The 13,746-nt window shown below is 49.5% G+C and carries 5 protein-coding genes; 3 read left to right on the top strand and 2 right to left on the bottom strand.

Annotation, left to right across the window (positions count from 1 at the left end):
- Window positions 1–57: 57 nt before the first annotated feature.
- The 3 genes from ACN0YR_RS11505 to ACN0YR_RS11515 are packed head-to-tail and all read left to right on the top strand — an operon-like array spanning window position 58 to window position 9,308.
- Entirely contained in the window at window positions 58–6,516 is a 6,459-nt protein-coding gene (locus tag ACN0YR_RS11505; protein ID WP_417849366.1) for a DEAD/DEAH box helicase, read from the top strand.
- Window positions 6,517–6,523: 7 nt separating this feature from the next.
- Entirely contained in the window at window positions 6,524–8,281 is a 1,758-nt protein-coding gene (locus ACN0YR_RS11510) for an NERD domain-containing protein (RefSeq protein ID WP_417849367.1), read from the top strand.
- Window positions 8,268–9,308: a hypothetical protein gene (locus tag ACN0YR_RS11515; RefSeq protein ID WP_417849368.1), complete on the top strand. Its 1,041-nt coding sequence runs from the start codon at window positions 8,268–8,270 to the stop codon at window positions 9,306–9,308. The genes ACN0YR_RS11510 and ACN0YR_RS11515 overlap by 14 nt, the downstream gene beginning before the upstream one ends.
- A gap of 8 nt (window positions 9,309–9,316) precedes the next feature.
- Here the strand turns inward: ACN0YR_RS11515 and ACN0YR_RS11520 are convergent, their stop codons facing one another.
- Window positions 9,317–12,469, bottom strand: a complete 3,153-nt coding sequence (locus ACN0YR_RS11520; RefSeq protein ID WP_417849369.1) for an SNF2-related protein — start codon at window positions 12,467–12,469, stop codon at window positions 9,317–9,319.
- Window positions 12,438–13,040, bottom strand: coding sequence for a hypothetical protein (locus ACN0YR_RS11525; RefSeq protein WP_417849370.1), 603 nt, complete (start codon window positions 13,038–13,040; stop codon window positions 12,438–12,440). Before ACN0YR_RS11525 ends, ACN0YR_RS11520 begins: the two co-directional genes overlap by 32 nt.
- Window positions 13,041–13,746: the final 706 nt, after the last annotated feature.

A 13,746-nucleotide genomic window follows, 5' to 3' on the forward strand; every position in this document is an offset into this window, starting at 1 on the left:
TCGATAAACTACCCAATAAAGCAAAATTCATGACGTAACAACAAATGGGCCACCAGAATGTTTCCTGAACTCGAAAAGACCAAAGATGCGTTTGTTGAGTACATCGAAGCCACCTATCACATCACAAATCGGAATCTGTTGGACAGACGACGAAACCTTCTCCTCTCTGAAGGTGTCGTGACACAGAGCCCATTCATTGAAAGTACGGCGCGATACAGCCCTGCAGATCGATACGAGTCTCTCGAACTTCCTCCAAGTGTAAAGGAACTTTTCTGCCTTTTGGCTTCAGCCGAAGGCGATCGTGTTATTTTTGACCCGCCCTACTCACATCAGGCTGAGGCTCTCCAATCTGTCGTGGGTGCTGAACCAAGTAATCTTATTGTCACAACTGGAACCGGTTCTGGCAAAACGGAGACGTTCTTGTTGCCAATTCTAGGTCGTCTTGCTCGTGAGGCTGCAGACGTCCCCAACGGATTTCGCCAGCGTGCTGTGAGGGCATTGCTTCTGTATCCAATGAACGCTTTGGTAAACGACCAACTTGGGCGTCTTCGAATGCTATTCGGTGCAGATGCAACGAGGGAGTGGTTTATCTCTAAATCTGGCCGTCCCGCAAAATTCGGTCGTTACACGAGTCGGACACCCTTTCCTGGAGTTGTACCCGGGCCAAACGAGACATCAAAACTGACGCAGCGTTTTCGCGGACTGCGTTTCTACGCTGACCTAGAGGAGCAGGCATCTACAGGTGATGCAGTCTCGAGGCGAACAATTCAAGAGTTGAAGAAGCGGGGAAAGTGGCCTGCCAAAATAGATCCGACAGGTGGCGATCAAGGTTTCACTTCATGGTTCGGACGGGGTAGATGGCACGATGCTAATGGGCAACTCACTCGTACTAAGGAACGAGTTGCCGATCCTGAGTTGTTGACGCGATTCGAAGTACAGAATGCTCCACCGGATCTCCTGGTGACAAACTACTCAATGCTCGAATACATGATGTTGCGTCCGATTGAGCGAGGGATCTTCGATGCCTCACGGGACTATTATAAAGACAACCCAAACGAAGTGTTCCTGCTCGTATTAGACGAAGCACACTTGTATCGTGGCGCGCAGGGAACCGAAGTAGCTATGCTAATTCGAAGACTTCGGACACGACTTGGACTGACGCCAGACCGCGTTCGAGTAATTTGTACAAGTGCATCTTTTGAGGATCCTGAGAAAGCAAAAACCTTCGCGGCAGGTCTCAGTGGAACATCTAGAGACTCCTTTTTATGTCTTAGTGGGAACAAGGCCTACACCTCGCCATCGGGTGATGGTGACATTGCATTCGCAAAAGGACTCACATCGGTTGACCTGGCCAGTTTTCGGGCAGAAACAACATCTTTGCGTCTGTCTTCCTTAAACGGTTTGTTTAAGCTGTGCAAGAAGCAGTTACGCGAATATGCGTACAACGTTGAGGTCCCTGTCCAAGACACAACTCTTCCGGGCACCATCGTCAAAGTTCATGGAATCTCAGGTCAACTCGAGAAAGTCTCAGAGGAGTTGCGAGTGCCTGTTGGAGGAAAAATCGCCACAGAACGAAAATACTTGGCGATCACCAATTTAAGCGCGAATCTCAAAGCAGTCGCAATGCGAGAAGACGAAAGTGCAGCGATCACCACTAAAGTTCAAGGTCAAGGTGAGACACCTGAGGAAATGGACGCTGTATCAAGGGTTTTGTTCGACATCTTAAGGCAGCAACCAGTTGTGGGTAGATTGATTAATCTAACGAGTGGGGCAGAGAATCCAAATGATTTCGCTACACAAGACCATGAAGGCCCAGCGCGTGAAGTGTCACACTTGGCGATAAAGCTTTTTCCTGGGGTTGATGAGGCCATTGCGCGCGAGGCCACTGACAGGTTGATCGAACTAGCAAGTTACGCAAAGGAGAGGCCACACGGTACGCCGTTATTGGCTGCACGCCTTCATAGGTTTTATCGAGGCCTTCCGGGAATGTGGGCCTGTAGCGATCCGCACTGCTCAGAACTTGAAGCCCATGAACGAGGGAAAGCGCCCGTGGGCAGAATGTTCGTGCAGCCAGTGAGGACATGCCCGTGTGGATCTCGCGTGTTCGAGATGTACTCATGCCGAACTTGTGGTTCTGCCTTTTTTTATGCATGGAGTCTCGAGCCAGATCAACCGAAATACTTGTGGCACCAAGATGTCGGTGAGGTCGATGAAGTTGATGCCGCAGTTCAACCAGTGCACGTATTACTCGAAGATCCTGGGCCATATTTTGATCCGGAGGACGGTGATGCGCAGTCGTTTCAGGAGCGATACCTCGATCCTGTCACAGGTAGGCTCTTCGATCAAGAAACGGAAACGACTCGTCCTGTGTGGCTTCCTCCACAGGCGATTGAATCAACACCTGGCCAGTTCAACAAATGTCCACGGTGCCAAGCAACTGAACGAGGTGGGCGTAGCCAAATTCAAGATCTTCAAACTAAAGGGGATGAACCTTTCCAGCAACTGATTGCATCTCAGTTGCTTGAGCAGCCCCCTAGGCCAGACATTAACACTCCCCTTAAGGGCCGCAAGTCACTCATATTTTCTGATGGTCGGCAGCCAGCATCTCGTTTGGCAGGGAAACTCGGAAGTAATTCCTTGAAAGACAGCATTCGACCGCTAATGCTTGATGGATTTTCATTTCTGCGCACGAGATGGTCAGACCATCTTGACGAAGTTCAGTCCCTGCGATTCGCTTACATTGCACTTCAATGCGGTGCAATAGAGAACGACGTCACGTTGACTCCTCAACTTAAGGGAAACGAACAGTCCTTTTTTGATCACCGTGCAAGAATTTCCTCTGTCATTGAGATCGGAAGCGATTGGGATTCATTCAAGGACGTGGCTGATCAGGTGGCGAACGAATCGCCTCAGTCGATTTTACAAGCTCTTTATGAAGTCCTGTTCAATAAACAAACGGGAGTGCATTCGTTGGCATTGGCCGTGATGGTGCCTCGTCTCTCAAGGGCACAAGAGAAGGAATTTAAATGTCTCGGTGTACCTCCAGTGTCAGCGGAAATCTCGGAAGAAGACAGACGCATTCTGCTCTTAACTTTGTGGATCAGGCTCATGGCAGACAAGCGTGGAGTTTTCATTCCGGGGACCCCTATTCAATGGGTCGATTCCAATGAGGGGGCGACAATTACTCTTCAATCTGGAAAGTTTACTACGACCCTGCGTCCACTAATTACAAATGCTTTTTTAGGCTCGCAATTCACAGGGTCAAAACAACAATTTGGCCCTTGGCTTAAATTCTTGAGTACATCGCTTGGGTGCCACGCAAATGCGGGCAAATTCTTGCTCAACGGTTCGGCTGTGGGACTTGCACCTCCCGAAGATTTTGAATGGCAACGTTGTCGTCGTTGCAGTTGGGTTCAGCCGAGACTCGAACTTGCTCAGAATCACTGTTTTGGGTGCGGTGGTTCGCACACCGTCGCTAGCCTAGACGTCGAAACAGATGAAGCGTTTCGAAAACGAAAGGCGTTCTATCGTCGGCTTACCGAGCGCATGCATGCGTCCGATAGAGGAGTTTGGGCACCTCATCCATTCGTAGCGAAAGAGCACACGGCGGCTATCGGTGCAGTGGATTCGCAGAAGTCATTTTCACTAGCAGAGTGGTACGAAATGCGATTCCAAGATCTGCAAGTCCCTGGGCCAGTAGATGATCTCGGTGGACCGGTAGATGTCTTATCTTGCACAACCACAATGGAAGTCGGAATCGATATTGGCAGTTTAACTGCCGTTGCGCTACGAAATGTTCCGCCCAATCGGGCTAACTATCAGCAACGCGCGGGACGCGCTGGCCGGAGGGGATCATCACTTTCTACGGTTATCACTTACGCTGATCAGGGTAGTCACGATCAGAAGTTTTTCGACGATCCTGCGGCCATGATAAGTGGTCCAGTTACGGATCCTATTCTGAACTTAGACAATCCAGACATCGTGATCAGGCATGGTTTTGCGTTCTTGCTGAGTCTATTTCAACAAGAGAGAATTGGTATTGCCCCAAGCCAAAATGCTAACATTTTCTCATCGCTTGGGTTGGTGGATGACTTTCGCCGAGGAAGTGAGGACGAATTCTCGTTCCGAGGCTTGGCGAAATGGATCCAAGAAAACTCACAACGATTGAATGACGCATTGCGAGACTTGCTGCCGCAAGAGTTTGCGTCAAACAGTGACAGCAGTATTGAAAAAATTCCGGAAAATTTATTGAGACAACTTGAGAGAGTTGGCGCCGGTCCTCTTGAGAATGCCCCCTCTGACTCAACAGGTGTGGCTACTAATTCGGAAACAATCTCCTCTTTTGGAAACGATTGGGGGTCCTTCAATGAACAGGAGTTCAATGATGGTGAACAGAAACAGATTGCTCCTGCGGAATCAGTACAGTCAGACACCGCGGAGGTAGCAGACGCTCCACGTGATGTGGCCAAACTGCTCGATCTTCTGTTCGACAAGGCAGTCTTGCCTTCGTACGCATTCCCCACTGATGTAGTCAGTATGACCGTATTTGACCGATCGTCTACGCCATACAGGGCAGTCGTCAAGTATGCTCCACAACGTGGATTGAGCCAAGCGTTGTCGAGCTACGCTCCTGGCCGGGAGATTTATATTGACGGACTCCGACATCTTTCATTTGCCATTTGGACGCCGTTCGATCGAGAGCGTAGAGAGGCTTGGGAGAATCGGTCTCTTTATTATCAATGTAGCCAATGTGGCTTTGTCGAAGTTAAATCTCCAAACGAGGAAGGCCGCTTTGAAGGGGAAGCAAGAAATTGCCCTGCCTGTGCTGAACCGAAAGGACTCGGACCAGCTTTGTGGTGGGTAACGCCGCCAGGGTTTGCACATCCCTTTGATCTTGAGGAACGTCTGGTAGATGACCCTCCCGAACAAACTCGACCAACTCAGGCCAAACTGAGCGCAGAGTTTCAACAAACTGCAGTTCCTGATAAGGAAATCAATCAGAACGGGCGCGGATTTCTGAAGTGGGCGAGAAAGGAAGATCTCTTCATAACTAATGCAGGATCACGCGATCCACAAAACTTGGGCTTTCGTCTCTGCACATTTTGCGGGCGTATCGAACCGAGCGGTTGGATAGCAGATAGTTCCCAACTGACGCATTCGACTCACGCGAAACCGTACCCTGATCATCGCGGTCAGGATGGTGGGCAAGTGTGCTCGCATCGTAACGCAATAAAGACAACAACCCTGGGAACCAAATTCCGCTCTGATGTAGTGCTTTACCAGTTTCGTCTCGGAGACGAAGTGCGACTCCGGCCAGGTTCAACTTTGGCGCGAATTGTCTTAGGGACATTGGCAAACGCGATGAGTGCGACCGTGGTGAACTCGCTTGAGATCGAACGGAGCAATGTAGGAGGGGAGTTTAGACCTGCTCTGACCCCCGGAGGTGAGGCCGGGAGTGAAGTCGACGTCTATCTTTATGATACTAATGCCGGGGGAGCTGGTTTCGTGCAGGCTGCCACCCGGAATGCAACAAAGTTTTTGGAACGGACACTTTCTCTTCTTGAAGACTGCGATTGCACCCACTCTTGTTACAAGTGTTTGCACACATACGAGAACCGATTCGACCACGCCGATCTGGACCGGCGTATTGCGGCAAGTTTTCTTAGGCACGTGCTGTCAATTGAAGAATTTCCTCAACTGGACTCTGAAACCGAAGACCGGTTGCTTTGCGCATTGGCAAGAGATCTTGAGGACTCAGGAAAAAGCGTGACATTGGAGAGCGGCTATATTGATATCCTTACCGACCCCAAACGAAGGATCGTGCTTGCAAACTCTTTGAGCCCAACTCGCGGCAGCACTGAGCGCGCAGACTTGGCTATCCGCGCGTTTAGTAATCATGTGGTGCTGCCCCACCTCTTGGTTGAAAGAGCATTACCCGTAGCTGTGAATCGCTCACTTGGTATCCCGGATAACCAACTCGTTGAGGTACCTACAGCGAATTTGCCAGTCGTCGAAAGTGGAGGCATCCCCGTATTCAATCTTGAGGGGCTCAGCGCCGGATGGGAATCAGCAAATGAACTCTATCAAGTCAATGTTCCAGAACTAAACGGAAAGGATGCAGTCTTGCTGCAACTCGATCAACCAGTTCTCGAACAACGTCCTGTGAAGGAACCTGTAGGGCGTACGGCAAAGCTTCAAACAGTCACGAGAATGAAAGCGGGCAGCATGCTTGTTATCCAGAAACTCGCTTCAATCTCTCCGACGCCGAAAATGAATTCTCACATCGTAGTCCTGCATCACAGTCACGATGTCTTTCGGGCTACAGAACTCTCTTCGACAGTTGGCTATTTACAACTACGAGGCGAAAATCGATTGCGCATCGGTTATGCGTCTTCAAAGAAGAGATGTCAACCCGAGATACTTGGTATGGACGGTATTTCTGCACTAGGCGTGGTTCGTGGAATTCTTCACCAAGGACGATTGATTACCACGCAGCGAGACGATAGCAACGATTGAGGTGGCCATGGCGAGAATGTATCCGGAAATTGACCCCGACTCGATCACAACTGAATCTGAGAAAATTCTCTATAGAGTCTTTCAGCGCGATCTACCAGACGAATTTGTCTGCTTCCATTCGTATCCATGGTTGAGGCCGAATCGCGACCTATTACTGCGCGAGGGGGAAGCCGATTTTGTCATTCTGCACCAAGAACTAGGAATGCTTGTTGTTGAGGCAAAAGGAGGCCAGATCGACTACCAAGCACCACTTTGGAAACGCAAGGTTGGCAAACGCTGGGAAGTCATTCAAGATCCATTCGAGCAGGCGAAACGCAGCATGCACAGGTTAAACGAAATCATTGAAGAGTCGGCGAATGGAGACTTATTATCGAGCGATTACACATACGGCTTTTGTTCTGCCTTTCCAACCCATGACTACGTCGGTCGAGTGCCCCTCAATGCTGACCCTTCAATCGTCATTTCTCAATCTGATCTCGACAGCATTCAGGTGAAGATCGAAAAAGCTTTCGCTAGTTGGGCGCGGGGGAAGACAGCATTGTCAAACGAAAGTTACTCGCAACTGGTGAATGCATTATTACCTCAGTTTCGCTTATTCCGACCGATAGCGGTGAATTTGCAGTCGGATTTTGAACAAATTAAAGAATTGACCGATGAACAATCGCGATTCTTCAAAAGCATATATGGTGCGAAACGAGTCTTTGTGGAGGGAGTTGCTGGTTCCGGAAAGACTCTTTTGGCTCTCGATCGAGCACGAGACTTTGCGCGACAAGGGATGAAAACGCTATTAGTATGTTACAACAAGCAATTAGCTTCGTGGTGGAAAGAACAGTTTGAATCCTCGGAACTTGACCGTCAGTTCCTCCATAATATCGAGATATTGAACTTTCATAGTCTGGCCCGGCGGCTTGCTAAAAGAGCATCCATTGCGTTTGAGGTTCCGAGCGAAAAAACAACACAACAAACGTTTTGGCGAGATGAAGTTCCTGCAATCATCGAGCAATCGGCTGTAGTTTTGATGGACGACGATTTTCAGTACGACGCTATTGTGCTTGACGAAGGACAAGATTTTCACACATCTTGGTGGGACTGCCTAAACTACTGCTTGCTGAAAAACGAAGATAACGGCGTGTTTTACGCATTCTGTGATCCAGACCAAAGTCTTTGGGACTGGTCAAACACGAAACCGAGCATCTCTTTTGGTACACCAGTTACTCTTGGCATCAACTGTCGAAACACTCGTGCAATTGCCCAATCAAGTTCCACACTCGCACACATCAAGGCTGAGGTGTACGGGAGATCGCCCCTGGGGCTGAAGCCCACAATTAGTCGCCCTCCCACGATCGAAGCCAGTAAAGGCATTTTGCTCCAGGCAATACGGGATTTAACCACAAAGCATAAAGTGAAATCTCAAGAAATTGTTCTAATTGGCGCCCGGAGCCACGCGCAAGGATCACTGTTTGGACGCTGTGAAATTGAAGACATCCTACTCACTGATTCCGCCACTGAATGGCGATCAGGCAAAGGAGTTCTTGTAACGACGTCGCGATCGTTTAAAGGCTTAGAGGCTGATGCAGTTATTGTTTACGACATTGGGAATATCGGTTCACATTTCAGCATTACTGACCTCTACGTGGCTTGTACTCGTGCGCGATCTTACCTGCATCTAATCGTCCACGAGACTGAGACGGCGAAAGTGATTCAGGAAGCGATTGAGAACGGTTGGGATCAAGCCTCCGGAGCGACTGGGAATGAATCCGCTTAGCTCAAATCAAGTTGCCCAACGATTAGGGCTGGAAATAACTGAAGACTACGAAACTTTCCTTCAGGATGAGTTCGGGCTCGCGAATTTAATTCGCATGTCTTTGGTACGCAGAGGAATTGTGACCAGGAGGGAATTGCTGGCAGACTGGAGGCCGCACTTCACAATGTTTGGTTTTGATGTTGATGCCATACGTTCCAGTCTGGTTGATCTTGCTAATTTGCTTAGCGATATGGGTGAGTTCACACGTGTACGTGTGGGGAACGAACACGGTTGGGCAAAAACTCCGCGACGTTGGCTCCAGCACTGCGATGCTTACGCAATTGCTTTTGGAGCGATTGATCAGCCACTTCAAAAAGCACTTCGGAATTCGGTACCTGAGACGTCGCGTCGCGACCCGCTTATAAGGTTCGATCCGAGTTCCGAAATCGGTACAGAATTTGTTGAAGACGCTGAAGCTATATCATTTGACACATGGTTGGGACCTCCAGGTTGGTACGAACATTGGGAACGCAGAGGAGGGACGATGGAGAGTTTGCCATCGCTGCAAGAGTTTTGGGAGTTTTTAAGACAGAAGCTTCGTGAGAGTGAATCGACTGCTGGGGATGGCTCATCCCTTCGCATACTTGGGAAGACGGGCAACTTTTTCGGTCGAATTGATGCTTCTCAGTCACATGGACGTTGGGTCGACGGAGTTGATGGCCTGAGGGATGGCGATTACTTGGGGGCAATGCAAGCTTACAATGAAAATGACTGGAGGTTCCTTCTAATTGAAATCACAAACTCAGAACCTCGCAAAACGTTGCTACTGGAAAATTGGGATGAATTTTGCTGGTGTCTCTTGGCTCGGGGAGTAGCTTGTGGGCAGGAAGAACAGTACTCGCTCGAGGGTGACGAAGTTAGCTTCTCTTTCCCCATCCCCAAACAGGTTTCCCGCGTTATTCGATTATGGGGATGGCCAATTCTTCCATGGCGTTGGAAGTTTGTTGGCGATGTGAATCTTGAGCTTTTCGAGTACTGGAAAACCTAGCGTCCACTCTAATTCTTTGCGTCTAAGTTCTCCGGTTTGATCAATTCAATGAGCAAGTCAAGGCATTGGTAGAAATCCACATACGGAGATTCAAACCCCTGAAGTACTTCTGAAAAGTATTTCTTACGTAGATCAAGCCGTCTATTCGTTAACTCAACTTCTTCCTGAAGCCTGACTTGCTTAGGCCGAAGGTTGAGGCGAATGAGACGGTCATTTCTTTCGCTTGGCCATTCTTCGAATTCATGGATCCTACTCTCAACCTGCGCAATGCGAGAATTCAGGTCTGCTACTCGATCTCGGCTTTCGATCTCAATCAACAGCATGCGTTCGCGAAACATCTTGCGAGCGGGAAGCCGAAAAGGTTGCCACTTTGCAGTCACCTTTTGTGCTAGAGCATTGCTCATCGCGTTTATTATGACAGGAATTCGCTTTCTCTCCTGTTCGCTCCAACGAATATCTTCACACCAGGGTTTGTTTGATTCCTCCCAGACCAGTGTCACTAAGTCTACTAAATGCCGATCGTTGCTGATCCAACTCCAATCTTTCCCATCATGAGTTAGGCCAACTATGGGCAATTGAGTCGGAATGTGGCTTCGAACGAAACGAATGTCTGCTTCGATGTCGGTCGAGAATCGACGAGTTTCGAGATCCCTTGCTCTAGCTTGAGATTGATTCGGTGCCTCGTCTAACCCGTCTACCAGGCGTGATTGCCAATTGCCAGTTCGGATTGGATTGGCAGGGTCGGCCCAGCCAACGGCGATGCTGTAGCGGCCCACACTCACTCCGGTGTCCTCTGGTAGATGCGATGATGACAAATGCAATCGGAAACTGTGAAAGTGACGTCCGTTTAAATCGCTTGTTGCATGGCCAATTGCCAACCACCTTTCGACAATCTCCTCGTGAGTTGGACAACCGTGGTCAAAAAACTCAAGTGACCGCTTGAACACTCCCTTTGGACCATGTAGGTGCACGAATCGTCTTGGGGGCCGTTGGACGTGCTTACGCGCCACCAGAAACGGAACCCACGGAGGGTTGAGTGCTTCTAGATGGTGGACAACGCCCGCTGGCTTTGAGCGATTTATTCCAATCGTGTGGAAACGTTTTCGTCGGTCGAAATCTTCGGTCGCGTCAGTTTTAGTACGAAAGTGATACTGCTCCTGTAGGCACAAAAGCTTCAGCCATCTCGAAAGAGCTGCTTCGAGATTTGAACTCACAAATCCCAGCGTGCTCGCGGCACGCAAGATCGGCTCGGTGGGCTCTTGAAAACGGAGATCGTCGTACAATTGTGACGCGGCATCTGGATGACCGAAGACTGCAGGTTGGTCGATTGCCAGTGCGTCCTCCTGCTGCCGTCGCTCATCAAGTTCGCGTTGAACTTCATCCCAAGTCGAGGAGATTCCAAGTCCCGCCTCAGCGAGTTCCTCGCTAAGGCGGTTGGATTCATATGGATCTAGTTGAAGGGGCCGATCAAATACGCCACTTGTTTTATAAACATCGATCAATCGATGATCGATTTGTTCTCTGAAACCGATGGCTCCGATACAAACTGGAACCGGTGGTGTATGAGGTCGCTCAGGGTCAATTGTCTCCCTCCCTAGCCGATCAACCCGACCGATCCACTGATCGACGTGCCCTGGCTCCCACGGAATATTGTAGAAAATCAGAGCATCCGCGGATTGAAAGTTGTAAGCCTCCCGATAGTCTTCGTGAGCAATGGCGAGTTGAGCATCACCGTGTTCGAAGGGAGTAATGGAATCTTCTGCAGATTGGAAAGCGTCGACAAGATCTCGATCCGTCTCGTCAGTTGCCGAAAGCAGTGTCACAATCTCCAGGGGAACTCTTGCACCGCGTACACCTATCGTTGGCAGCCGAAGCATTATTTCCTTATGGAGATACCGTACGGTTGGATTATCTTGAGCCGCAACAAGAATTTTCTTCCTTGGAGCGTCCCGCCAGGTTTCGGCTAGCCAATCGACCAATTCATCGAGTCTTGAATTTCCATATTCCGCACGACAGAGTTCTCGAATTTCATCGAGTTGGTTTTGCGGATCTCGTCCCTGACGCTTCAACTCACTAATTCGCTCACGCAAGGCGTCTCCACCGACTACAGTTCGCCGTGCAATAAGTGCTGCTCGATGCCGGTCATTCTCTCGCTGGAGAAAACCGTCGAGATAGGACGAGATTAACTCTAAACGTCTTTCTTCTTCCTCCAGTGGTTCAATGATGAGAATGTCTTGCTGGCGGCGCGGCAGATGGTTTGGGTAGTCGCGTCGTCGAGTTCTGATTACGCGACGGAACATCCACCAAGCTTTGTCGTACAACCTCTCAAGTTCGAAGACTGAAAGTGAGGTAAGGTCTAATTCCTTGGATGCACTCAACGCACGCACTTCACGAAGCGACTGAAGATCTGCAATCACTTGCCCCTTTGCTTCGGTTGCAATTTCCACTGTTTCGTCTTCACCTTCAAACTCTGGCCGCTCTGATTCCGATTCAGCTTGCTTTGACTCTCGGTAATACCGGGCGTTTCGGTGAGCTAGGTCGACACGATCCGGCTCAATGATTTGCATTAGGCTACACAGATCAGTTTGTGATCGAAGGTCGGGCGTAGCAGTGAGTGCAAGGATATGCTGAAAACTGGCGGCGCGCCGTGTAACTGCTGAAAGTACATCCGCCCGTAGAGAATGAAGTTCATCCAAAATTAGCAGATCGATGCGCGAAGGATCAAGAATTTCGTTGGTTTTATCAATCTTGGCGGACCATAGGATCTGGACCCAATCGTCACCCTTAGGTTCATTATCAATAAAGGGAACCATATGCGCTCTTCGCCAGATCTCGTCCGCCCACTGTCGAGCCTGTTGTTCTCTGGGAACTATGACGATCGTACGCAATCTTCCGTCTCGTTGAAGTCTCAGGGCATTCATGATCATGAGCGCCTGAACAGTTTTACCCAGCCCTACCTCATCAGCGATTAAGTGTCGGACCTGAGTGTCTCGTAGAATTCTCAAAACAGTCTGCAATTGGTGTGGATAAAACTGAGCGCGCACACCCGTAGCCCCTTGGTACGGCGAGGAGAGTCGCTCGACACGCCGCCTAAGTGCCTGCACACCATGAATGATATTTTCAAGGCGCTCAACTGCCGTCACTTGCTGGTTTCTTCTCATAAATAAGACTGTGTAAGTAATCAAATTGGCCGATCCGCCATGCCAGGAAGGCGATAGCTCGGGCAGTGACCCTGTCGGTAACGAGGGCCGCAAGAGATGACTCCCATGGTTTCCTCCGAAGGGTTTGTGGTCGCAAGAGTAAGTCAAAGCATATCTGGACTCTGTCAGTTGTCCATGACATGGATGCTCGGTGATAAGGAAGGAAACGGTGACGCCATTCCATGACGATCGAAGCGAGTTCTTCCGTACTGGCACCCTCAATTCCCGAATACAAAAGAAAATCACCACCTTCGGCAGGATAAAGCAAATCAGCGAGGATACTCCCGTTCAACTCTTCGCAAGTTTGTCTAATAGTGGCTCGCCATTGATCGATATCAGTAAACGGTTGTGCTTGCCGCCACAATTGCGCAATCGAAGCCTTCTCTAGGTCCAACTCTGATGCTGCTGACAGATATCCGCTAGCAAATGCCTCGTCGAATTTTTCACATTCGTCGGCTCCAATAGGAAAAGCAGGCAATCGCCACCAATCATCTGGAAGAAGCGTTGCAAGACCCGTTTCAACTTTACTCAAAAGACTCGATGTGGGTGTTTGATCTACGTGCAGAGTCAGATCAAATCCTGCACCATTTCGGAATGCACAATCCAGAAGACTTCTGAATGGGTTTCCGCCAGCAATATCGTTCTGCCCTCGTTGAAATCGGCTCCATCGATCCCCGCAGCACGTCTCGATGATTAGACTTCTTAGAAACTGCTTGACTCGAATTCGATTGAATTCGCCTGCTGTATTTGCCGCTCGCGAATTAGCGATGCAGAGAAATAACTGACAAATTTTTCGCAGTCCAATCGTAGCTCCCTTGTCGTGTAATTGCCGCAATAACCTCTGTGGAAACGCAACGTCAATTAGACCTGATTGCGATGGACTCAACACCAGTCCACCGTCCTCATAAAGTGCCTCCTCCTCTGAGACTGCAACCCACAAATGTGGCATAGTAGCCCTAATTTCCGGGTCATGTCTGTCATTCGAAGCGTCAAGTAGGAATTGCAGTGGTATACCGATCGCCCCCAATTCCTCCTCATCCGTCACAACTCTAGGTGGATTGCCATTCGAACTAAGCCATCTTATCGAGGCGTTTTCGTTTTCGAGAAGAAATGTCCTGTCTGTGAGTCCTGGGACTTTGACCCTCAACTGCACATCCTTTCCCCGCACAATGCTACTTCGGGCAGTATCGTCAATCAGATAACTCCACAAGCGATGTTGTGGACCGATGCTTGTAGGC

Origin of the sequence: Thalassoglobus sp. (assembly GCF_048270125.1) — a bacterium.
In the GTDB taxonomy this organism is placed as follows: Bacteria; Planctomycetota; Planctomycetia; order Planctomycetales; family Planctomycetaceae; genus Thalassoglobus.

Excerpts from the sequence above, each read along its gene's own strand:
- ACN0YR_RS11505 (WP_417849366.1), top strand. The coding sequence starts at position 58 with ATGTTTCCTGAACTCGAAAAGACCAAAGATGCGTTTGTTGAGTACATC.
- ACN0YR_RS11510 (WP_417849367.1), top strand. The coding sequence starts at position 6,524 with ATGGCGAGAATGTATCCGGAAATTGACCCCGACTCGATCACAACTGAA.
- ACN0YR_RS11515 (WP_417849368.1), top strand. The coding sequence starts at position 8,268 with ATGAATCCGCTTAGCTCAAATCAAGTTGCCCAACGATTAGGGCTGGAA.
- ACN0YR_RS11520 (WP_417849369.1), bottom strand. The coding sequence starts at position 12,469 with ATGAGAAGAAACCAGCAAGTGACGGCAGTTGAGCGCCTTGAAAATATC.